General features: G+C 69.9%; 20 protein-coding genes. 8 read left to right on the top strand and 12 right to left on the bottom strand.

Going from position 1 to position 20932, the window contains the following annotated elements; genetic code table 11:
* Positions 1–2: 2 nt before the first annotated feature.
* Positions 3–308: a putative quinol monooxygenase gene (locus tag ACWCSU_RS25785; protein WP_357705980.1), complete on the bottom strand. Its 306-nt coding sequence runs from the start codon at positions 306–308 to the stop codon at positions 3–5.
* 176 nt (positions 309–484) lie between these two features.
* On the opposite strand from ACWCSU_RS25785, the gene ACWCSU_RS25780 reads away from it, so the two are divergent.
* The gene (locus tag ACWCSU_RS25780) at positions 485–1048 is read left to right on the top strand and encodes a ferritin-like domain-containing protein (protein WP_449938131.1); all 564 of its coding nucleotides are present in this window, start codon (positions 485–487) and stop codon (positions 1046–1048) included.
* On the opposite strand, the gene ACWCSU_RS25775 is transcribed toward ACWCSU_RS25780, so the two are convergent.
* The gene (locus ACWCSU_RS25775; RefSeq protein WP_449938130.1) at positions 1008–3767 is read right to left on the bottom strand and encodes an AAA family ATPase; all 2760 of its coding nucleotides are present in this window, start codon (positions 3765–3767) and stop codon (positions 1008–1010) included. The two genes, ACWCSU_RS25780 and ACWCSU_RS25775, sit on opposite strands and share 41 nt — an antisense overlap.
* A 452-nt stretch (positions 3768–4219) precedes the next feature.
* Here ACWCSU_RS25775 and ACWCSU_RS25770 point away from each other — a divergent pair, with 452 nt between their 5' ends.
* Positions 4220–4582: a Tn3 family transposase gene (locus ACWCSU_RS25770; protein WP_449938128.1), complete on the top strand. Its 363-nt coding sequence runs from the start codon at positions 4220–4222 to the stop codon at positions 4580–4582.
* 623 nt (positions 4583–5205) lie between these two features.
* On the opposite strand, the gene ACWCSU_RS25765 is transcribed toward ACWCSU_RS25770, so the two are convergent.
* Positions 5206–5766, bottom strand: a complete 561-nt coding sequence (locus ACWCSU_RS25765; RefSeq protein WP_449938127.1) for a hypothetical protein — start codon at positions 5764–5766, stop codon at positions 5206–5208.
* A 356-nt stretch (positions 5767–6122) separates the two neighbouring features.
* Between ACWCSU_RS25765 and ACWCSU_RS25760 the strand changes: the two genes are divergently transcribed.
* The 3 genes from ACWCSU_RS25760 (at position 6123) to ACWCSU_RS25750 (ending at position 7754) form a co-directional block, all read left to right on the top strand.
* Positions 6123–6731: a TetR/AcrR family transcriptional regulator gene (locus tag ACWCSU_RS25760; RefSeq protein ID WP_449938126.1), complete on the top strand. Its 609-nt coding sequence runs from the start codon at positions 6123–6125 to the stop codon at positions 6729–6731.
* A gap of 39 nt (positions 6732–6770) precedes the next feature.
* Entirely contained in the window at positions 6771–7298 is a 528-nt protein-coding gene (locus ACWCSU_RS25755) for a tyrosine-type recombinase/integrase (RefSeq protein ID WP_449938125.1), read from the top strand.
* A 174-nt stretch (positions 7299–7472) separates the two neighbouring features.
* The gene (locus ACWCSU_RS25750) at positions 7473–7754 is read left to right on the top strand and encodes a hypothetical protein (RefSeq protein ID WP_449938123.1); all 282 of its coding nucleotides are present in this window, start codon (positions 7473–7475) and stop codon (positions 7752–7754) included.
* A 92-nt stretch (positions 7755–7846) separates the two neighbouring features.
* Here the strand turns inward: ACWCSU_RS25750 and ACWCSU_RS25745 are convergent, their stop codons facing one another.
* The 3 genes from ACWCSU_RS25745 to ACWCSU_RS25735 form a co-directional block, all read right to left on the bottom strand.
* Positions 7847–8836, bottom strand: a complete 990-nt coding sequence (locus ACWCSU_RS25745; protein ID WP_449938121.1) for a CU044_5270 family protein — start codon at positions 8834–8836, stop codon at positions 7847–7849.
* The gene (locus ACWCSU_RS25740) at positions 8833–9399 is read right to left on the bottom strand and encodes an RNA polymerase sigma factor (protein WP_357981796.1); all 567 of its coding nucleotides are present in this window, start codon (positions 9397–9399) and stop codon (positions 8833–8835) included. The genes ACWCSU_RS25745 and ACWCSU_RS25740 overlap by 4 nt, the downstream gene beginning before the upstream one ends.
* A gap of 160 nt (positions 9400–9559) precedes the next feature.
* Positions 9560–9820: a hypothetical protein gene (locus ACWCSU_RS25735; protein ID WP_449938119.1), complete on the bottom strand. Its 261-nt coding sequence runs from the start codon at positions 9818–9820 to the stop codon at positions 9560–9562.
* Here ACWCSU_RS25735 and ACWCSU_RS25730 point away from each other — a divergent pair.
* The gene (locus tag ACWCSU_RS25730) at positions 9819–10871 is read left to right on the top strand and encodes a recombinase family protein (protein WP_449938116.1); all 1053 of its coding nucleotides are present in this window, start codon (positions 9819–9821) and stop codon (positions 10869–10871) included. The genes ACWCSU_RS25735 and ACWCSU_RS25730 overlap by 2 nt on opposite strands.
* A gap of 290 nt (positions 10872–11161) precedes the next feature.
* Here ACWCSU_RS25730 and ACWCSU_RS25725 read toward each other — a convergent pair whose 3' ends face one another.
* A complete protein-coding gene (locus tag ACWCSU_RS25725) occupies positions 11162–12325 on the bottom strand; it encodes a hypothetical protein (RefSeq protein WP_449938113.1) in 1164 nt (387 codons plus the stop codon).
* A gap of 149 nt (positions 12326–12474) precedes the next feature.
* Between ACWCSU_RS25725 and ACWCSU_RS25720 the strand changes: the two genes are divergently transcribed.
* Positions 12475–13530 carry a tyrosine-type recombinase/integrase gene (locus ACWCSU_RS25720; RefSeq protein WP_364101469.1) on the top strand — a complete coding sequence of 352 codons (1056 nt, stop codon included), beginning with the start codon at positions 12475–12477 and terminating at the stop codon, positions 13528–13530.
* A gap of 677 nt (positions 13531–14207) precedes the next feature.
* A complete protein-coding gene (locus ACWCSU_RS25715; RefSeq protein WP_449938111.1) occupies positions 14208–15317 on the top strand; it encodes a serine hydrolase domain-containing protein in 1110 nt (369 codons plus the stop codon).
* Positions 15318–15539: 222 nt separating this feature from the next.
* On the opposite strand, the gene ACWCSU_RS25710 is transcribed toward ACWCSU_RS25715, so the two are convergent.
* From ACWCSU_RS25710 to ACWCSU_RS25690, 5 genes are all read right to left on the bottom strand, one after another.
* A complete protein-coding gene (locus ACWCSU_RS25710) occupies positions 15540–16100 on the bottom strand; it encodes a GNAT family N-acetyltransferase (protein WP_449938109.1) in 561 nt (186 codons plus the stop codon).
* A gap of 321 nt (positions 16101–16421) precedes the next feature.
* On the bottom strand, positions 16422–16754 hold the full coding sequence (locus tag ACWCSU_RS25705; RefSeq protein ID WP_449938106.1) for a hypothetical protein: 333 nt from the start codon (positions 16752–16754) through the stop codon (positions 16422–16424).
* A gap of 401 nt (positions 16755–17155) precedes the next feature.
* Positions 17156–19315 carry a hypothetical protein gene (locus tag ACWCSU_RS25700; protein WP_449938104.1) on the bottom strand — a complete coding sequence of 720 codons (2160 nt, stop codon included), beginning with the start codon at positions 19313–19315 and terminating at the stop codon, positions 17156–17158.
* Between the two features lie 171 nt (positions 19316–19486).
* Entirely contained in the window at positions 19487–20269 is a 783-nt protein-coding gene (locus ACWCSU_RS25695) for an SGNH/GDSL hydrolase family protein (protein ID WP_449938101.1), read from the bottom strand.
* Positions 20270–20295: 26 nt separating this feature from the next.
* Positions 20296–20928 carry an NAD(P)-dependent oxidoreductase gene (locus ACWCSU_RS25690; protein WP_449938099.1) on the bottom strand — a complete coding sequence of 211 codons (633 nt, stop codon included), beginning with the start codon at positions 20926–20928 and terminating at the stop codon, positions 20296–20298.
* Positions 20929–20932: the final 4 nt, after the last annotated feature.

The following is a 20932-nucleotide window of genomic DNA, read 5'->3' as shown; positions in this document are numbered from 1 at the left end:
GTTCACAGGGCGGCCTTGCCGCCGACGGGAATCTCGTCGGCGTACCGCGGCTGCCCGGCCAGCAACGGCTGGAGGGCGGCGGCGAACGTCTGTGCCTGCTCGGTCGCGAAGAACCTGGCGTGGGCCTCCTGGCTGACCCAGCCCTCGGTGACGTAAACGGTGTCCGGGTCGCCGGCCGAGCGGCCGACCAGGAAGACACGGCAGTCGTCGTTCGGCAGGGACGGCGCGTCGAGCAGGGCGGCGATCAGGTCGTCGCCCCGGCCGGGCTGCGCGGTCATGGCGGCGTGGAAGCCGTGGCCGATGGTCATGGGATCACTCCTCACGGGTGGATCTGTCGCAGCCCACTGTCGGCGCCGCCCGGCCGGCGCCACATCAGTCATCCGACTCCCGCCTTGAGCGCCCATGGCGGCCGATGACCTAACTGCTGATGCGGTTAGGTCATTTGACAGATGCGCGGCTCGGGCGTGTGCCCGACCATCGACACGTGACGAGTCCTTCAGAGCCGCCGGCCGTCCTGCGCATGCGGGAGGTCCGGGACCGGGCGCTGTTCGACCCGGACGACGGTGCGGTCACGCCCTCGAACCGGGCCGAGCTCAAAGCGGTCGCACACCTGCTGAACGTGCTGCTGGCCAGCCTGGTCGTGTCCTCGTTGCAGTACGAGCAGCACGCCCTGCTCGTCCGCGGGCCGTCGCATCGAGCGGTCGCGGAGTTCCTCCACGGCTGCGCCGACCGTGACCGCGCCGGCGCGCGGCTGCTCGCGACCCGCATCGCTCAGCTCGGGTTCGCCGCCGACCACGACCCACGGCACCTGCCGGCGCGGTCACGCATCACCTTCCAGGCGTTCCAGGACGGCGATCTCACCGGCATCGTGACGCAGGACCTCGTGGGGGCGCGGATCCTCGTCCAGTCGTTGCAGGAGGCGGTGCGCTGGGTCGGGGCCGACGACCCCACCACCCGGCGCCTGCTGGAGCGGCTGCTGGAGGAGAAGGAGGCACAGGCCGACGAGCTCAGCGCGGGGCTTCGGAATCCGGGGAGAGAGCATCCCTGAGCCCGGCGCGGGAGGCGACGCCGAGCTTGGGGAAGATGCGGTACAGGTGCGCGCCCACCGTCCGGTGCGAGAGGTACAGCCGCTCGGCGATCTGTTTGTTGGTCAGGCCGCTCGCCGCCAGCTCGGCGATCTGCAACTCCTGCGCGGTCAGGGCGGCCGGGCCGCCTGCCGAGGCCTCGGCCGTCCGGTGTCCGGCGGCGCGCAGCTCGTTCTGCGCACGCTCGACCCAGGGCCCGGCGGCCATCGCGGCGAAGCCGTCGCGGGCGATGAGCAAGTGCCGGCGCGCCTGCGACGCCGACCTGTCACGACGCAGCCTCTCGCCGAGGACGAGCCGGACGCGGGAGGCGTCCCACAGCCACCGTTCCGCCACGTGGCCCGACAACAGCGACTCCAGCCGCTCCCTCGTCCCGTCGTCGTCGGACACGAGGAACTCCGCCGCTGCCTGGACCAGCGTCATCCGGGTCGACAACGCGGCCACGTCGGCGGCCCGCATCGCCTCGACGTGCGCCCTGGCCTCGACCATCCGCCCTGTCCGCACCGCCGCCTCGACGAGGTCGAGCATGACCCACGTGCAGTGAGGCACGTACGCGGCGAGGGCGCCGGGCGGGCTCATCGCGGCCGCGTGGTGGAAGGCCGCGCCGAAGTCCCCCTGTCCCAGCGCAGCCAGGGCACGCGGGTGCTGGGCGAACAGCGCCGCGGCCGTCACACCGCGGGGGAGCGCCCAGTGGGTGATCTCGTCGGCGAGCGCGTACGCCTCCTCGAAGCGTCCCCGTCCGGCGGCGAGGATCGCCCTGTTGTACAGGAAGTACCACGCGAAGAAGGAGAAACCGCTGGTCTCGCAGACCTGCTGGCCCTCGCCGGCCAGCTCCTCGGCCTCGTCCCATCGGCCGACGAGAAAGTCGTCCAGGCACAGGTGCATGAGGGCGCCGAGGTGCCGCCGGGGCGCGCCTCCGTCCCGTCCCTGCTGGACCAGCCGCCACGAGGACTCGCGGCAGTCACCCAGCCGATCCAGATAGACCGAGGCCGTGCCGACCCGCACGATCCGCGTGGGGTCGGTCTCGTCCGCCATGGTGTCGAGGATGCGCCGGCTGCTCGCCAGCGCCGACGCCCCCGTGCGGACCGGGTCCGGGAAGGTCCTGCTCGCCAGGGACAACACGTCGGGCGGTCGCGGCTCCAACCGCTCCAACACCCGGTGGAACGGCTCCCAGTATTCCGGAGCGCTGCCGTACCAGGACAACAGCATCAACGTGTGCATGGCCTCGACGAGCGCGGGATCCTCCGCCCGGTAGCCGTGCTCGGCGGTCTCGATGGCGCCGAGCAGGAGCCGGTGGGCGGTGGCGACGTCGCCGTCCCCGTTGAGCATCAGGAACGCGGCCGCGTTGGCCGCGTGAAGCGAGCCAGTGGAATCCGGAGCCGCCCGCCGCGCGTCGGTCAGGAGCGTCTTCGCGTCGTCGATGGCCCCGCTCGCCTCCGCGCCGATGTACGCGGCCTCGGACAGCCGACGCCCTCGATCGGCGCTCGTCACGCTCAACTCGGCCGCCCGGATCAGCGCGGCGACCGCGGCTAACGCGTCACCGCGCAGCATGATGCGATGCGCCGAGCCCTCCAGCAGCGCCGCCACCGTCTCGTCCGGGCCGACGGCGGCCGCGGCCAGATGCCACGCACGACGTTCCTGGTCACCCGGCAGGGCGCCGGCGAGGGCGACATGCGCGGTCCGGCGCTCTTCGTGCGTGGACCCCGCCACGATCGCCGACCTGATCAGCGGGTGCCGGAACGCGATCCGCGCCGTGGCGTCGTCCACGCGTACCAACTGCGCCCGCTCGGCGGGGGCGAGGTCGGCCAGCCCGGCCTCATTCGCCGAGGCAACCCTGAGCACCCGGACGTCGCCGGTGCCCTCGAACGCGGCCAGCAACAGCATTCTCCGGGTCGATGCCGGCAGATCGGCGATCCGCGCGGCGAACATCGCCTGGAGCCGGTCGCTGAGCGGGACCACCTCCGAGTGCGCCACCGCGGGATGCGTCGCGCCCAGCAACGTCGAAGGCAGTTCCGTCAAGGCCAGCGGATTGCCCTGTGCCAGATCGAGCAGCCGATTCCTGATCCGTACCGGCATGTCCGGGAAGTGGACGTCGACCAGTTGCCCTGCCGCCGCTCGATCCAAGGGCTGGACGGCCATCTCGGTCAACCCGCGAGGCGCCGCGGAACTCACTGCGCCCGTCCTGGCGGAGAACAGCAGCGCGGCCCCGACCCCCTGCAGCCGGCGGGCGACGAATCCCAGCACGACGGCGCTGGCCCGGTCGATCCATTGAACGTCGTCCACCAGAAGGGCGAGCGGTGTCTCAGCGGCGACCCTCTTGGCGAGCAGGAGTGCGGCGTTGCAGACCAGGAGCGCGTCTGCGGGCGCGCCGATGCCGAACCCCAACGCCACCGACAATGCCTCTCGAAGCTGCGGCGGCAGGTGCTGGATGTCGGCTTCGACCGGCAGGAGCAGCTGATTGAGGCAGGAGTAACTGACGTTGGCTTCGAACTCGGACCCCGACGCTCGCAGCACGCGCATCCCCGCCGTGACTGCCAGCTCGGCCGCAGCGGCCATGAGAGCGGACTTGCCGATGCCGGGGTCACCCCACATCAGCCGCGCGTCGCCATGCCGCCGAGCCGCGTCGAGAAAGCTAGACAGCTGTTCGAGCTCGGCACGGCGGCCGAAGAGTGCATTACTGGCCACGGATACCTCACTGCGTCGGTCAGTGCCTCACCACTTCCGGATACAGGCTGCTGCGAGCATAGCCGTCACGTGATCATCCGCAGGCGCTGCTTCCGCCTCCCCGCTGAGGAGAGCGGGATTGAGCAAGAGATCGCCACTATCGAGCAAGTCTGCCGCGCCTCACCCCTATGGGCAGACGCGCCCCTACTGGGCTGTGAGCTGACCGTATCTGTGACCGTAATCGAGATCACCATATGGGGAACGCGTCACCGCGAACCCGAGACGGGTGGCGCGCCTCTGCGCTCAGCCTCTTCGAGGGCCGGCCTGGTCGGCGAATCGCCGCTGCTCTCGGCGTCACCGGGCATGAGGGCTCCACCGTAATCGTCGGCAACGGCCTGCCCCTGCAACGCGAGGCGGCCTGGAACGCGCCACTCCGTGGTCGACGCGCACGCCCGGCTGGACATGTCGCAGGCGTGGGGCAACGGCACCACCGTGGCCGCCGGGCCTACAACGGCTTCGCCGAGTGGCTGCACTTCGGCCAGCGCCGGGTGATCGCCGACAACGACCCCATCGAGCGGGAGAAGGCGATGAAGTTCAACTCCCTGCTCACCAACTGCGTAATCTTCCACAACACGCTCGACCTCGCCGACGTGGTCCGGCAGTTGCAGGCCGAGGGATGGAAGATTGACCCCGAGGACCTGGCCGAGGTCTCCCCCTACCTGACCGAGCACATCATGAGGTTCGGCGAGTACTCCACCCACGAGCTCGCCATCACGCCCGAGGCGTACGAGCCCCGCCTGGACATCGACTTCGCCAGGCTGCGTGACGCGGCCTGACCCGTCCGGCGCCAGACCGCAGACAGCCCTGGGCCCACGGCCTCCACGATCGCCTCCACACGTGCGGTGCCAGGGGGCGCGGCAGCCGGCGTCGTTGAGGTGGAGGTGATCGCCTGAGTCGTAGGCGGGGTCGAGCCGGTCGCGGTCGGCGGGTGAGGCGGTGATGCGGTCGAGATCCGCCACCGCGTCGAACGGGGCGGAGGCGCGGATCCAGGCGTTGATGGCCTCGCGCTCGGCCTCACTGCGGGCGGTGTAGTAGGCCGATCCCTTGACCGGCATCCAGCGACATGGGACGCGCCGACGTTGTGCGCCGGATGGCGGGTGCGCGAGGTCGCGGTGCACATAAGGAATCCCGGCGGTTCAGCACCGCGGCCGCGTCGAGACCGCCGTCACCGCCCCGCGCGCTCCCGGCATCTGACGCGCCGCCCGCAACGCCGCCGCGCTGCGCAGCAATGCCTTGGTCGGCGTACAGGCCCAGTAGGAGCATTCCCCACCGACGAGCTCGCGCTCGACGACAGCGGCGCTCAGCCCCCCGCACCACCTGGTCGGCGACGTTCTCCCCGACCGGGCCGGCCCCGATGACGACGACGTCGTCAGTGTTGTCGTAAGTGCTGCCGTCCATGTCAGTTTCCCTTCGCGGCGCGGCCGAGGCGGATGGCTGAGATGAGGAAGAAGATGCCGCCGGGGATGGCGTAGCCGGCCGCGTTGATCAGCGTCGGGTTGGCCGCGGAGGCACCGAGGATGAACGACGCGCCGGCGAGGACGGAGATGCCGCCGCTGATGATCATCGGCCACTGGCCGCCCATCTTGCGGCGGGTGACCCCCACGATCAGCTGGACCAGCCCGGCCACGACCGCCCAGGCGCCCCACACGCGCAGCACCGCCGGGATACCGGACGTGCAGGCGACGGCCACGCCGATGGCGGTGATCAGGCTGACCGCGATGTTCACGTACAGCAGGGCAGGTGATCCGGTGGTGCGCGAGGCGCGGGCGTCGATGATGGCGGCGGCCACGTCGAACAGCGGGTAGAGCACGAGCAGAGTGACCGCGAGCGGACCCAGGTTCGCGGCGGTCGTGAACATCACGAGGGCCCAGACGATGGCGAACGCGAACCGGACGAAGTACAGCCGCCGCAGCGCGGACGCGGTCCCGGAAATGCCGGGCGAAGCAGCGATGGAGCTCATGGTGATCCTTTCAGAGTTTGAGTGACGAGGAGACTGCCTTGCTCGTTCCGGGAAGGCACTCCCGGCGCACGGGCGCTGCTGACTGCCATGGTCGCGGCAGATCCTCGATCGGAATCCGGGCCGGCTTCACGAAGGACGGAAAGCCCGAGGTCTCCGTCCCGCGGACGCCGGACCCGCCGCCGATAGGCCGACCGCGACGACCACGGCCGTACCGATGGACAGCGCGGCGGTGCGTACGTAAAGACGACGAGCCACTGGAGCAACTCTCCTGCAAGACAGAACGTTCTATCTCGCATAGCCTGCAATCTACAGTGCAAACTGTCAAGACCGAACGTTCTACCTACTAGGATGGTCTCATGCGCAGCGAATCCGAAGGCCGGCCGTCCGAAGCGCGGTCCCGGCTGCTCAACACGGCCACCCGGCTCTTCTACACGGAGGGCATCCACGCCGTCGGCATCGATCGCATCGTCGCCGAAGCGCAGGTGACGCGGGCCACCCTCTACCGGCACTTCCCCGGCAAGGAAGACCTCGTCCTCGCCTACCTGAACGAGGTCGACCGAGCCATGCGGGGTCAGGCGGACGAGGCCATCGCCGCCGGACTACCGGCCGCCGACACCATCCTCGCCCTCAGCAAGTCCATCGCCCAAAGCATCCAGTCCCCCGGTTTCCGGGGATGCGCCTTCCTCAACGCTGCCGCCGAGCATCCTGACCGCGAGTCCCCAGTGCACATGGCCGTGCTCGCCCACCGCCAATGGTTCCTGGAAACCGTCACGGAACTGCTGGCCAAGATCCAGGAGACCGGCGCCGAGTCCGCCGCCCGCCACTTCGTGATGATGCGCGACGGCGCCATGGCCGCCGGCTGCCTGTTCGACCCGGTGCTGATCTGCGAGACCTTCCTGCGCGGAGTCGAGAGGCTCCTGCAGGTTTATGCCGCCACCGACTACAGCAGACCGGCGGGAGCCTGAAGCCGCGGGCCTCCGCTCAAGAATGAAGCGGTCGAGCCCTTGTCGGCGGTTGCCGGCCGGATCCCACTGCTCTACGAAACGGCGGCCAGGGCCGCGGAGATCCTGGCGCTGAACGTCGAGGACCTCGACCTGGAGCACCGCCGCGCCCCCGTCCGCTCCAAGGGCGGCGCCACCGAGTGGGTGTACTGGGACAGCGGCGCCGCCCACTTGCTGCCCCGCCTCCTCTGGCTCCTGGACGGCAGCACGCGCACGCACGGCCCGCTGTTCCTGTCTGAACGCCGCCCCGCCCGCCGACCGGCGGCCGTCGACATCTGCCCGCACACCGGCCGCGCCCGCCTCGGCTACGACCGCGCCCGCGTCCCGCTGGACAAGTACGCAGGGCTCGATCTGCACCAGCTGCGCCACAGCGCCGCCACCCACCTCGGCGACGCCGAAGTGCCGCTGCGGCTCATCATGGGCAAGACCCGGCACAAGAACCCCCGCACCGCCATGCGCTACGTCAAACCTGGCCCTGAGGCCATCGCCAAGGTCACCGAGATCCTGGCGCTCCGCCGCCGCACCCACTGATCAGCCCAGTGGCGGCTTGCCGGAGCTGTAGGACTTCCCGGCCATCACGTCACGGATTACTAACAGGCGAAGAAGCCCCAGGTCGCTACCGCTAATTCCTGCACCCAGCCTCCTCGAAGGCCCTTCGAGGGCGGCGGGCACCACAGCGACCTGTTCTACGAGGAGTTCCGCCACATGGGGCTGCGCGGGGACGTCGTCCGGGTCAAGATCGCCGGCGCCGGGCACCGGGACTTCACGGACCTGGCGCTGCTGCCCGACAAGCACCGCCTGGGTCACCTCGGCCACCTCGGCCTCGTGGACGGGCAGCGCGTCACCCGGCTCGTGGGCGCGCTGACGCTGGCGTTCCTCGACCGGTACGTCGAGGGCAGGGCCTCCGAGGCGCTGCCGCTCGGAGACGGAGCCGAACTCCTCGACGTCTCGCACGTGCGCGCATGGACCAGACGGGAGACGGCCTGACGCGCCTCTCCCGTGTGCGCCCGCGGTGGTGCGGTTGATCGCGGCGACGGCCTCCGTGGTGGTGATGTCGGAGATGTCCAGGCCCAGGAGGGTCATGGCCGCTCCCCGGCCTGGTCCACGACGCCGATCGCGACGCGGGTGGAGATCGACCACATCGTTCCTCTCTCGATGCTCCACTCCAGATGAGGAGGAACGGGGACCTGCTTGCCGTCCTTCAAGGTGAACATCAGGACGCCGTTCGGCTTGGGGTAACGCTCCTCGTGGTCGGTGATCGCCGTCTCCCGCCGCGCCCGGTAGGCATAGGTCGTGGGGTCCAGGAGGATTTCGACCTTGCGCCAGCCTTCGGCGACTTGAGAGACCGATACCGCGGGACGTCCCTCGGTGTCGGTCGCCGTCTCGTCCACCGTCACTCCGGGCAGCTTGGCTATCGCCTGGAAGATCGCGGCCTCGTGCTCCGGTGAGACGAGGTTCTGGCTGAGGGTCACGGCGAAGCGCAGGAAGATCCACTCGTCGTCGGCAGGGACCTGCCCCTGGTAGAGCTCACGGTATTCGGCCAGGAGCGCGTCAGGGTCGGTTGGCAGCGAGGCCAGCAGCGCGTAGGTGTTCTCCGGCGCCCTCTCACCGGGATCGATGGTCTGCAGCTTGCCGTCCACCAGATAGCCCACCCGCTTGCCGTCGGCCCGGGTCCAGAGCGGTTCGACCGTGTCGGGCAGCGGTGTCTGGGGGGTGAGCCGTTCGCCCTTGCCGATGCCCTGGTCCCGGACCGCGACCCGGTTCTCGGTGTAGATCCACTGGTCGCCGCGGGGCGGCGTGAACTCCTTCTCCTGTACGGCCGCCGCGATCCTGGTCAGCACCACCTGAGCGTTGGCGGCGGGCAGCGTGCGCTCTCCCTGGAACACGCTCACCCCGGTCGTGATGATCACGGCGCCGGCGGCCACCGCCAGCGCCCGGATCGCCCATCCGCGCCTGGAGCGTGGACGGCCGGCGCGGGCCAGGAGAGCCGCCCGCGCTGCGGCTTGGGCGTCGGGGGCCGGCGGCGCCGGGCACGCCCAGTCCTCGCGCAGCCTCTCGAGGTCGTTCATGATCCGTCCCTTTCCAGTGCGGCTTGGATTCTTCTGCGGGCCCGGTGCAGTCGTGAGCGGGCCGTTCCGGCCGGGATGCCGAGCGCGCTGCCCGCTTCCTCCGAGGTCAGCTCCGCCCAGGCGACCAGGAGCAGCACGTCCCGATCGCGATCGGCGATCTCGGCGAGCGCCTCGGCCAGCCGGGACGTGCGGGCTCCCGCGTCGACGGCCCCGGCGACCTGATCGGCGTGGTCCTCCACGGGGCTGTCGGCGCCCGCCTTGGCCAGGGCCCGGTACTGGCGTACTTCGGCGCGATGATGGCGGGCGATGAGGTTGGAGGCGATGCCGTACAACCAGGGCCGCGCGTCGGCGCGGGAGACGTCGTAGCCTGCCCGTTTGTCGAAGGCGATGAGGAACGTCTCCGCGGCGACGTCGTCGGCCAGGCCCGCGCCTAACCTGCGCGCGGCATAGCCGTGGATCTCGGGGTAGTAGCGGTCAAATATGGCGGCGAAGCGCTCCGGCTCCCGCCTGGACTGTTCGATGATCACGGCGTCCGCTGCTTGGGCCGGCAGCGCGCGTGACATCGAGGTCACCTCTCGATCCCTGGGTTCACACCGGTTCTTCACCGATCACGAGACAAGTGTTCACGACGTCCACTCACCACAGCCTGCAGGGAGCCGGAACTCATCGGCGGGGACCGAGCCACCCCTGAGGGCACGCCGCGGCCGGTGTGGTGGGTGCCGTTCAGGCGTCGAGTGCGGCCAGGGCCCGGCGGGTGACGTCGGACGGGGCCGCGGCGATGACGTCGTCGAGCGCGTCCATGGAGGTCTGGAGGTCGCTGATGGCCTGGGCGATGCGGTCGCGCTCCCGGTGGAGGTCGGCGAGCAGGTCCGAGCAGGTGGGGACGAGGCGGTCGCCGGCGTAGAAGGTCGCGGCCCAGGTGGCAACGGATCTGCTGCGCCAGCCGCAGGTGGTGTCAGAGGTTGGTGAGGACCAGACCGCCATGCATCCGGTCAACCGGGCATGCCGGGCGTGGCTGACCTGGTCTATCTGCGGCACTCCACCGACAAGCAGACCGACGCCCGCCAGCGGCACGCCCTCACCGCCCTGCTGGTCGCAGGCGCCCCCCGTCTACGAAGATTCCGCCACCTCCAGCCGGCAACTCTCCCTCGACCGCGCGGGCTTCACCACACTGCTGCACGAGGCCGCCACCGGCGACACCATCCGCATCGCCGACGCCGCCCGCCTGTTCCGCTCCGTGGCCGACATCCTCGCCCTGCGCCCCGTGCTCATCCGCCGGGACCTCCACCTGCGGGTCGATCCCGGACTGTTGTCCGGGATCGACCTGGCCAGCGACGACCCCGGCACCAAAATGATGGTCTCCGTCCTGGCCGCCGTCCTGGAGTTCCAGCGCGACATGATCAGCGAGAACACCCGCGAAGGCGTCGCCGCCAAGACCCTCGGCCGCCCCGCCGCCATCGACCACGGCAAGGCCACCACCATCGTCGAGGAGTACCGGCAGGGCGCCGCCATCAAGGCCCTGGCCCGCAAGCACCAAGTCGCCCCCAAGACCATCTGCCGCGTCCTGGACGCCGCCGGCGCTCGCAACCTACCCGACCAGCTCGACGCGCCGCCGACCAACACCGGTGAGCAGTATCGCGTGCCCGCATCGGACCCAGACGCGACCCTCGATCTGCCGGGACTGCCCGCCGATCACCTGCGTACCACTGGTGATGAAACCGTCCGCCAGGCTCTCGCTTCCGGGCGGACCATCCGCCGCGGCCGCGGCTACTCGGTCCGTATCACGGCCCCGCTCACACGCCATCGCGCCGCGCTGGAGCTCAACGCTGCTCTGCTAACGGGACTTTTCGTTCGGATGCTCGTCGTGCCCCGAAGCACGGTGCCCAGGGCGTCCGGAGCGTGGGATTCACCTGATCCAGACGGCCTGGGCCCGGCTGTGGCCTGCCCGTACAATGGCGACGGCTACCGCTCAGCGGGCGAAGCGGGCTGGGTCTGGACGGCCGGTCCACGCAGCCGCGACGCTTCTGCATTGTGATCGCCGCGTTGATTGGCGAGCGGTGTCTATGCCGAAGTGCGTGGCCGGGCTTCCGGTTCGGTATGCACTTGAACTCTCGAGAGTCTGACTTGACTGGCGAGGCAAGCAGCGCGCCAAACCGCCCCCGCTGTCCGGTCGTGGATGTACCGGATGCGTGCCGAAGAGCACGGGACGACCACCAACTCGGCCATTCTCGCGTCTCAAGAGAGGGGGCAAGAACCGAGAAGCCACAGGTCAGATGGGGTGTGAAGTGGCTAGGGTGCCCGGGGCTCGAACCCGGAACCTACGGATTAGAAGTCCGATGCTCTTGACTCCTCCGCCGAGTCGCCGGCATCCGGGGCTTCTGGCTGATCGGATACGCGCGGGGATTGTTGCTGGCGTAGGAGGGCGTGGGCGACGGCGGCGGCTGTGACGGCCTCTTCGCGTTGCTGCTGGGCGGTTTTCAGGGCGTTGGCGAGGTCGGTGAGTTCGGTGCGCAGTCGTTCGGTCTCGCTCAGGGACGCGGTTCTGGATTGGTCGGCGAGGGTGCGGGCTTGTTCGGCCACGGCGGCCGCGGTGACCGCTTGTTCGCGCTGCTGACGTTCGACGATCAGCGCCTCTCGTAGCCGGTCGGCTTCCGCCGCGTGCGCTGCGGCGGTGCCGCGGGCTTGGTCGCGTTGCTGCTCGGCCCTGCGGGTCTGGACTTCCTGCTCCTGGAGGTGGCGGCGGAGGTCGGTGAGGTCGTGCTGCTGGACAGTGGCCTGGCGTTCCAGGTCTGCGATACGGGCGGTCGCCGCGGTGTGCAGCTCGGTCAGTTCGGCGGTTCGGTGGCGGGCGGTGTCACGGTGCTGCTCGGCCTGGCGTTGCCGGCCAATGGCTTCGGTGGCGCGTTGCTCGGCCTGAGAACGTGCGTTCTGGTGTTCGCCCACCTGGCGCCAGGCGTCCTGCTCGCGTTCCTCGGCGCGGTCGCGGGCGGTCTCCGCCTGTTTCTGCGCCTGTTCGGCGGCGGCGACATGGGCGGCGGCGGTGTTGGCGATCGTCGTGGCGCGCTGATCTGCCGCCGCGGCTCGCTGGTCGGCTGCTGCCGCGGCGACGCGGGCCTCCTCGGCTGCCTGCTCCGCGGCCTGGACCTGTGCCAGGGCGCCACTGCTCAGCTCGGTCAACTGGGCACTCAACGCAGCCTGGGCAGCCTGCCACTGCTCGCCGGCGGCCAGCAGCGGGCCGAGGAGACCTTGGGCATGCAGCAGCGCGTTCGCCACTGGTGCGGCATGGGAGGCGGTACGTGCCCGGTAGGCGGCGGCACGGCAGGCGTCGCTGCAGTACTTGGCGCGGCTGCTACGTCCGGGGAGGGCGTTGGCGCAACCGGGCCCGGCGCATCGCAGTTCCTCGGCCGTCTCCATCGTCTCGTCGTGGAGGGTCAGCTCGTCGCCCTCGGCTGATGAGTCGGCTGCCGCAAGTTCCTGATCGTCTGCCACAGTCAGCCAGACTAGCGTTCGTTGCGAACGAACGCACGTGTTACGTACGAACGCAAACGCAAATGCCTTCGAAACCTAACCCGTGATAACCTTCCTTATCGCGGGTCAGAATATGGCGCCGGATCGGCGCCGGAGGGCGGGGGACAGGCGTGCACGACGAGCGGGAGACCTTGCCGACACCGGCCGCGCAGGAGCGGCCGCCGATCTTCGCGCCTCCAGAGAATGCGGCGGAAACCGGCGGGCACACCGCAGCCGACTACACCCTCAGCGCGGCCACTCAAGCCCGAATCGCCGACGGCGTCCCAGCCAACACCCGCCGCGCCTACGCCCGCCAGTGGACCCTCTTCACCGCCTGGTGCGCCGAGCACGGCCGCATCGCGCTGCCCGCCACCGCACACACCCTGGCCGAATACACCTCCCAGCTGTGCGAGGCCGGCCAGGCGCCGGCCAGCATCGAGCAAGCCATCGCCGCCGTGCGCACCATGCACCGCCTGGCCGGACACACCGGACGGCCCGCCACCGAATCCGCCCGCCTCGCCCTGCGCGCCTACAAACGCCAGCGCGCCGAATCCGGCGGCCGCGGCCAGCGCGAGGCCCCGCCCATCACCATCGACGCGCTGCGCGCCATGGTCTCCGCCTGCGACCTGACCACCGCGATCGGGCGACGCGACCGGCTGCTGCTCGTGCTCGGCCTGGCCCTGATGGGCCGCCGCAGCGAGCTCGTCGCCCTCACGCGGGAGGACGTGCGCGAGGTCGCCGACGGCCTCGAGGTGACCATCCGCACCTCCAAGACCGACAAGGACTCGACAGGCGAGACCATCGCCATCCCGCGCGGCACGCACCCGCTCACCGACCCGGTCGCCGCCTGGCGCGATTGGCTCGACGATCTGGGCCAGGCCGGACAAACCACCGGAAGGCTCCTGCGCCGGGTCAATCGGCACGGTGGCCTCGGCCCCTCGCTCGGCGCCGACGCGGTCAACACGATCGTCCGCCACCTGGCCGTACGCGCGAACGTGCCCTACGCCGACACCGTCACCGCGCACAGCCTGCGCGCCGGCGGCGCCACCGTCGCCTACGCCGCCGGCGTCCCGGTCGCGGTCATCGCCAAGCACGGCCGCTGGGCGCCCGCCTCACCGGTGGTGTTGCGGTACATCAGGGCCGTGGACCGTTGGCGGGACAACGCCATGCGCAATGTGGGCCTCTGACCAGCCGGCTTTGCGGGGCCCCGGCACCGCGGCCGAGCAGGCGCGAGCCGAGCCCCGCGCGGCTCGCGACACCCCGGCCGCCGCCGCTTCGAGGACGAACGCGACCGGCTACGAACGCAGGACGACCAGGCCCGCCTGGGCCACGCCACGGCCGAAACCCGCCTGGAGACGGCCGAGCGCGAACTGCAGATCCTGTGTTACCAGCTCGCCGCCGCTCAGGCCGCCACCGGGCTGGTCGTGCCGCTGGCCGACGTCGAGGGATGGCCCGGCGTGCGGCTGCCTGGTGGCACCTTCGGTGCTGTCACCCGTCAGGCCGCCCGTTGCAGACTCCGCTGATGCCCTTCGGTCAGGTTCATGAGGTCTGTTCACCGGAGGGCCGGCGAATCCGGGACCGCAACAGTGGCCGCGAGCCCGCCGGCGGCAGCAACCCCACTCGGGTGGCGACCGCGGGGTGCCGGTAGGAATCGTGTCATGAGCCCCGAACGGCGTTGAGCTGCAGAGAGCTGCAAGGCCGAGGTTGGCCTGAAGGCCAACCTCGGCGTCCTTCCCAAGTCGGAGATCGTCGGTGGGGAATCAGGGTTTCCGTAGGGGACAACTCCGACGCCGTACCCCCCTCTCGTGTCGGATCTTGATACGGCGGAGGCCGAGAGCCGGACTCCGTGAATCGGAGGAGCAACGTGAAGGGAAGACGCGCCGGCGCGGCCGTCCTGGCCTGCTTGACCGTGTCGTTGCCGGCAACGCCCGCCGTGACCGCCACCGCGGCGGCAGACGCGAGCCCGAGCGGCCGGCCGAGTTTGCAGGCGATGCTGGACAAGGTCGTCGCAGGCGGTGCGGTCGCCGCGATCGCCGAGGTTCGCGACGGGGACAGGACCTGGCGAGCCGCCAGCGGCAAGGCGAAGATGAACCATGCTCAGCCGGCCCCGGTGGACGGGCGCTTCCGGGCCGGGAGCGTGACCAAGTCGTTCACGGCGACCGCGGTGCTTCAACTGGTGGGAGAGGGAAAGCTGCACCTGTCCGACAGTGTGGAGCAGTGGCTGCCGGAGCTCGTGGACAAGGGCGCCGACATCACGATCAGGCACCTCCTCCAGAACACCAGCGGCCTTCCCGAGTACTCGACGGGCATGATGGACGAGGCAGGCATCCCCAAGGAGCGCTACCGCACCTGGTCGGCACGCGAACTGGTGGAAAGAGCGGAGAAGCTCCCGCGCGACTTCCCGCCTGGGGCTGAGTACAGGTACTCCAACACCAACTACATCGTGCTCGGCATGCTGATCGAGAGGGTCACCGGCAGGCCGTACGCGACAGAGATCAGGGAGCGGATCCTGCGGCCGCTCGGCCTGCGGCACACCCGCCTGCCGGGAGCCTCACCGGAGGTGTACGGCCCGCACGCCCACGGCTATGTGCCGGTCACCAGGGGTGGCGAGGTCGCCCCCGTTGACGTCACACGGTTCAATCCCACGATGGCCGGCGCGGCGGGCGAGATCATCTCCACCACCGGGGACATCAACCGGTTCTACCGCGCCCTGTTCCAGGGCAAACTGCTCCGCCCTGGTCTGCTGAAGGAGATGAAGGATCCCGGCACGACCGAGGGGTACGGGCTGGGGCTGGAGCTGGCGTCTCTTCCCTGCGGCACTGCGTTCGGCCACGGCGGCGGCGCCCCGGGCTACCTCACGGTGGCGTTCAACTCGGCCGACGGTTCGCGACAGGTCACATTGTCGATCACCCCGTTCTCCGGCGACCCTCACCAGGCGGCCATGACCCTGCTGACCTCTGCGTTGTGCCCTTAGAGAGCATCAAGGCCGAGGTCTTGGCGGTGAAGGTGGTGGGCTACTCTTACCACTGCCGCTCCTGGCGGTCCAACTGCCGTGATCGGGATATCTCGCGGCTCAGCCCCAGGCGCGCCCACCGTCACCCCCAGAGCGGGGACAGTCACATGACTCGGGCTCTGAAACTCTCCAGTGCCCTCGCCGCCGCCGCCGTCGAGCAACCTTCACCAGGTTAGTCGCGCCTTAGCCGCTGCGGTTGGCGGGGACTTCGAAGATGAGTCCGAGACCTTCCTTTTCGTCCCAATCTTCGCCAACCTGGACGAAGCCGAAGCCGGCGATCGTGGCCAGGGACGCCGCATTGTCGGGACTGATCGTCGCCCGTACGGTCTTGACCTCCAGTTCGGCCGCCGCCCGACGCAACAGCTCGATCAGGATGGCTCGGCCGTAGCCCTGGCGGCGGAAGTCAGGGGCGACGGCGTAGCCGATCTCCACCATGCCCGCCTCATCGGGCGGTCCGTGAAACCCGGCATGACCGATGACGACACCTTCAGGCCCGGTCACCGCCTGCCGCGCCATCCACCGGGCGTGGCGGGGATCGGCGGCCATCTGGTCGATCCGAACCTGCCACAGCCACCGCGCTCTATCTGTCACGAAGTACTCGGTCAGCGCGACCCCAGCCGTGTCGCTGGCCGCGGGCAGATCCCCATCGAGCAGAGCGGACATCACAGCGCTCGACAGCTCGACAAAGCGCACCTGCTTCGAACTGGTGGGGAACGATGTGTGCCGATCGGCCTCATCTGTCACGTGCGGATGATCGCACAAACGTCCGACAGACGCCCAACGAATTTCGGACGGTGACCGGGCAAGATCGGCTCCGGCGGGGGTGCGGGCCGGGCCGCCGGTCGGTGAGAAGACCGGGCTGCGGCCGGCGAGCACGGCTCGAGACGAACCTGAACGTGGAGACCAACTCTGTCGATCCCGCGGCGCCTCGCTCATCGGGTTCGGCATCACCTGGCTGTTGAACTTCGACCTCATCACCCGGTTCAAGCAGATCAACGTGATGAAGGTGCACCTGCCCCCACCGCACTGCTGATCGTCAACGTGCGGGAACCCTCTTGCCGCAACTCAAGCGCGGGGTCCTAGATTCCCCTGCGAGGCGCTGTTACTTGGGGCGGTCAGAGCGAAGGACTCCGTGTCGGGGGGGCTCGCGGCCGCCATTCCGGCCTTGGCCGCCATCGGCGGCGCGCACACCCCTGGAGCACGCGCCGCCGCCATGGTCAACGCCGACGGAACCGTCGTGCGCTCCACCGGCGTCACCAACGTCCGCAAGATCAGCACGGGCGAGTACTGCATCGAGCTCGACGCGGACATCAACGGCGCCAAGACCGTGCTCGTCGCCACCCCGCGTTCGCCATCCATCTGGGAAGCCGCGATCTTCATCGACAACAACACATCCAAGTGCGGGGACCGTTGCTTGTGCGGCCGCCTTCTCTGGCATGCCGCCGAATCGGAATGGCGTGTCGGCAACAGCGGATCGCGGGGAAGGGTGGACCAACCCGGCGGCCCGGCTCGGGCTCGATCCTGGACAGGTCCTCCAGCCAGGCTCGCACGGTGTCGACGGCATCGGGCGAGGGGGCGGGGGTGGCCATCAGGAGCAGCCCTCTTCGTCAGCCGGGCCCTCGTGGGCATCGGCGTCCGGCGGGGTTTCGGTCCGAGGCCGCCCGCACCCTCAAGCTCGGCCGCTCCACTGCCGGCCCGGCGCTGAGCAGCGGCCCTGTTCTCGCGCGGCGCGTTTCTGCCGGGTTCCGGGGCCCGAAGCTGAACGTCGAGACGATCCTGTGCCCGGCCCGCCGCGGGCGTTAGGCGTCTCGGCTCACGATGCCGTAGTCGACCTGGGTGAAGAAGCCCAGGAACTCCGCGAGGGTCAGGCGGAACGTGCCGGTGTCCGTCGCCGCGTCGAGCTTCTTGTCCAGGTTGGGGGAGTTCTTGTGGTGGGGGTTGATCAGGGTGATGGTCGACGCCCGGGTGTCGAGCGTGGCCAGGGCGGTGGCCATGGCCGCGAGGTTGTTCAGCGACCCGCCGCGCGCCGGGTTGGTCTCGTAGTCGGGAGCCGGCCAGTTCCCGGCAGGCTGGAGATCCACGGCGCCGATCATGTAGGCGTGCCGGGCGAACAGGTACGGCTGCGACGCGGGCATGCTCACCGGCGGCGCCAGCGCGGCGAGGAGCTTGACGACCTGGCTCGCCCATAGGGCCGCTGACCGGCGGGGGAGCAGGTCCTTGATGACGGCGGCGCACGCGTCCTGGAACTTCGCGTCGGATTCCAACGGGGTGAGGCCCTCTTCGCCCGCCTTGATGGCGGTTTCGAGCTTCTCGACGATGACGGCGAGATGCGGGTCGAGGCGCTCGAAGTCGACGAGCCGGGCATCGCCGAGCTGCTTCCGGAACAGGTCGACCAGTTGCCCGCCAACGTCGCGCCAGCTGATGGCCGCGGTGGGGATCGCCAGGCAGGGCGAGGGGTTCGCGGCTTGATGACCGACCATGAGCAGCAGGTTGAACAGCTCCGAGCTGGGCCGGTCGAGTGAGCCGGATGGGCGGGAGATCGACTTGTTCAGATTCGTCACCTGGACCGAGCCGCTGCGCCGGAAGCGGTGGCCGTACAGGCAGGCGAGGATGGCGTGACTGGCGACGCTGCCGTTGCTGATGGCGACGTAGCCGTTGACGTCCTCGTCGGGGGTTTCCTTGTTGGCGAAGAGGCCGTGGGCGCCGGCCAGGACGGCGTACGCGCGCTCGACGATCGGCACCCACATGGCGGTGCGCAATTTGTAGGACTTCTCCAGGTACTCGTCGCCCGGATCGTCGTCGGCGCCGCGCGTCCTGCGCCGCCGGTGGACGGGGGCTCCGATCTGGACGCGGGCGCGGGCCCCCAGGAGGGCGTTCTGGTTGCTGTGCGGGAAGATCAGGGTGTCCAGCTTGACCTGCTGGGGCACGCGGAACTCCTGGTTCTTGTCCTTGATCGTGCGGGTGAAGGTGACCACGTACGTGTCGTCGTCCTTCTTGACCATCCGCCGGATGTGGTCGGGGTCATGCTGGGCGATGGCACCGAGCAGCGACAGCAGGAAACAGTCGCCGAGCTCGCCCTGGCGTACGTCGTCGGGGCTCGGGCCGCCCCCGAGCCAGAGCTCGTTCTTGGCCGTCAGGGTGACCGTCGTCGGCAGGTTCACGCCGGAGACGTCGTTCATGGTCTCCAGCACCTCGTCCGAGGGATGGGTGTACAGGTTGCCAGGCTTCGCGGGCGTGGGCACGTCGATCATGCGACCGTCCTTGGTCGCGAAGACGTTCGGCGGCCCGAGCACGATCGCCTTGCCGACGGCGCCCGGCGCCGCCTCCTTGTCCAGGCTGGGCGACGCCTCCAGCGCCGAATCTTCGATGGCCACCTCGAACGCGGCGGAGATGTCGAAATAGTCCGGCTCCGAGTGCTTCGACATCGCCTCCACGTACGTGTCGACCATCTGGGTGAACACTGGCTGGATCACGACGTCCGGGAGCGTGTTCAAGACCTTCTCCCGATCCGCCTCCGTGCACTCGGCCCACAGTCGCAGCAGCTTCGGCCAATCGCCCAGTCTCCCCTCCGTGGCGAAGTACAGGACGGCCTCCTCGGCCACCGCCTGGGCGAGACGCGGCCGTAGGATGATCTTCTGGAGCTCTTCCGGGGTTTTGACGCCGAGCAGCTTGACCAGGTCGGCCGCCTTCGCGACGACGGTCTCGACGACGACTGTCTCGGTGCGTTTGGTCTTGGCCAGCGGCTCGATCGTGCTGAGCGGCTCCTGACCGACGACCTGTGCCTGGTGGACGACGAACGCGGTCTCCTCGACGACCGCCACCGTGCCCTCATCGTCGCTGTCCTGATCCTCCGGCCTGACCTGGGCGCCGCCGGGCTGGACCTGATCGTCGGCCCCGCGCTCCGGGGGCGGCCCCCGGCGCGTCGACTTCCGCTTCGACCGCTGGTTGAACTGCTTCATCGGTTCACTCCTGTCAACGCGGCCAGAAGGAGGGGAAGGCATCGCAAGAATCCATCGCGTCCCAGCCCGCGTCAATACGAATCGTGTGCAGGATCGGGGACATGAACGCCGCGACTGTGGTCCTCCGGTGGCCGGCGTTCGGCCGCGCTGATCACGGGGACGGCTGTCGCACTAAAAGGCGGTGGGCCGCTCGGACAGCCAGCGAGAAGCGAGATCGGTGACGATCGCTCCGCCGCGGTCGTTCAGGTGCACGTGGTCGACGAGGAGGTCGCGCCCGCTGTCGCGGGCGATCTCGTCCCAGCTGCGCCCGAGCAGGTAATGCTGGGCGGCGATGGCGAAGGCCAGCGGGAAACTGAAGGCGTACGGCTGTCGTCCGCCCTGTGTCCGCAGGTGGTCGGCCATGCGCTCATGCACGGGCAGGTACTGGACCTGTGCCCGGTGCGCGATTTCCTTGATCGCGGCGTTGTATCCGGCGAGCGATCGGTTGATCGTGGTGTCCAGGTTCTCGCCGAGTGGCGGCAGGGACATCACGGCGATCCGCGCGGCGGTGCGGGCCTGGATGCGGGCGATGATCGCGCCGAGGTTGGCCCGGTAGCGCTCCAGCGCCACGCCGTCGCGGACGTCGTTGGTGCCGATCAGGAGCAGGACCGCGGCCGGCCGGCATGCCAGGATGTCGGTGTCGAGGCGCTTTAGCAGGTCGGCGGTGGTGTTGCCGTTGATGCCCGCGTTGACGAACTCGTATGCGCGGTGCTCGGGCCGTGCGCGCAGGGCCGCCACCCAGTCCGCGCCGAGCGTGCCTTGGGTCATGCTGGCGCCGGCCGCGACCACGTGGGGGCGCTCGCCCGGCGGGCCCTGAGCGCACAGGTCGGCCGGAGGGTTGTCGGGCGGGCGGAGGAAGGTGAGATAGGCCACGGCGCCGGTGCCGGTGAGCACGACGGACACCAGCAGGATCACGGAGATGACGATCCGTCTTCTCATGGTCAGTACCCCAGGCTGATGCTGTGGCCGACGGTGGCAGGGTCGGCGAGTGCGGCAAGGATGGCGTGGGCCAGGTCGGCGCGGGCGATGGTGATGCCGCGGCGCACGTTGCGGTCGATGGCGGTGCGGTAGGGGCGGCGCTCGCCGTCGGTCAGGCGCGGAGGCCGCATGATGGTCCAGTCCAGACCGCTGGAGAGGACGGCCTCGTCGGTGCGGGCGAAGTCGGCGAATCCTTCTCGCAGAAGACGGCGTAGCAGGGGTTTGACCAGGGCTCGGTTCAGCGGCCCGTCGCCCTCGTCGACGATGTGCCCGCTGGCGGTGACGACGATCAGGCGGCGGGTCGTGGTGGCTCGCATCGCCGTCATGATCGCGCGGGCGCCGTCGGCGCACACCGACCCGCCCGCGCCCGGCCTGGGCCCCAGGGTGGACACCACCGCGTCCTGGCCGGTCACGCCGGCGCCGATCGCGTTGGCGTCCGTCAGTTCAGCGGTCACCACGTCGAGCCCGGGGCGGTCCGGCCGGCGCAGCCGGGTCGGATCGCGGACGATCGCGGTGACGTGGTGGCCGGCGGCGAGCGCCTGGTCGAGCAACTGCTGTCCGGTGCCGCCGGTAGCGCCGAAAAGGGCAAGTTTCATCAGG

It is taken from the genome of Nonomuraea sp. NPDC001699, assembly GCF_053596455.1.
Note: the sequence above shows the minus strand (reverse complement) of the source record. Positions and strands in the feature narration are given on the sequence as shown.